The organism is Simplicispira lacusdiani, from assembly GCF_003604195.1.
Lineage (GTDB): Bacteria > Pseudomonadota > Gammaproteobacteria > Burkholderiales > Burkholderiaceae_C > Simplicispira > Simplicispira lacusdiani.
Genome location: NZ_QXGR01000033.1, coordinates 1 through 1,159 on the forward strand (window position 1 = coordinate 1; position 1,159 = coordinate 1,159).

Sequence of the window (1,159 nt, forward strand, 5' to 3'; positions counted from 1 at the left end):
CACGTCAACGTGGGCACGATCGGCCACGTGGACCATGGCAAGACGACGCTGACGGCGGCCATCGCCACGGTGCTGTCGGCCAAGTTCGGCGGTGAAGCCAAGAAGTACGATGAAATCGACGCGGCACCCGAAGAAAAGGCCCGCGGCATCACCATCAACACCGCCCACGTCGAGTACGAGACGCAGAACCGCCACTACGCCCACGTGGACTGCCCCGGCCACGCCGACTACGTCAAGAACATGATCACCGGTGCCGCCCAGATGGACGGCGCCATCCTGGTGTGCTCGGCCGCTGACGGCCCGATGCCCCAGACCCGCGAGCACATCCTGCTGGCCCGCCAGGTGGGCGTGCCCTACATCATCGTCTTCCTGAACAAGTGCGACATGGTCGACGACGAAGAACTGCTCGAACTGGTCGAAATGGAAGTGCGCGAACTCCTCGACAAGTACGACTTCCCCGGCGACGCCACCCCCATCATCCGTGGCTCCGCCAAGATGGCCCTCGAAGGCGACAAGGGCAAGCTGGGTGAAGAAGCCATCATGAAGCTGGCCGAAGCCCTGGACACCTACATCCCCACGCCCGAGCGCGCAGTGGACGGCGCCTTCCTGATGCCCGTGGAAGACGTGTTCTCCATCTCCGGCCGCGGCACCGTGGTGACCGGTCGCGTCGAGCGCGGCATCATCAAGGTCGGCGAAGAAATCGAAATCGTGGGTATCCGCGACACGCAAAAGACCACCTGCACCGGCGTGGAAATGTTCCGCAAGCTGCTGGACCAGGGCCAGGCTGGCGATAACGTCGGTCTGCTGCTGCGCGGCACCAAGCGTGAAGACGTCGAGCGCGGCCAAGTGCTGTGCAAGCCCGGCTCCATCAAGCCCCACACCCACTTCACGGCTGAGGTGTACGTGCTGAGCAAGGACGAAGGCGGCCGCCACACCCCCTTCTTCAACAACTACCGTCCCCAGTTCTACTTCCGCACCACCGACGTGACCGGCGCCATCGAGCTGCCCGCGGACAAGGAAATGGTGATGCCTGGCGACAACGTGTCGATCACCGTCAAGCTGATCAACCCCATCGCCATGGAAGAAGGCCTGCGCTTCGCTATCCGTGAAGGCGGCCGTACCGTCGGCGCCGGCGTCGTGGCCAAGATCATCGAGTAAT

The 1,159-nt window shown here is 63.7% G+C and carries 1 protein-coding gene; it reads left to right on the plus strand.

Annotated features, from left to right (window positions below):
• Positions 1 to 1,158: elongation factor Tu (gene tuf / locus D8S75_RS17250; RefSeq protein ID WP_119967587.1), on the plus strand; the 1,158-nt coding region annotated here is incomplete at its 5' end.
• Between the last annotated feature and the right edge of the window lies 1 nt (position 1,159).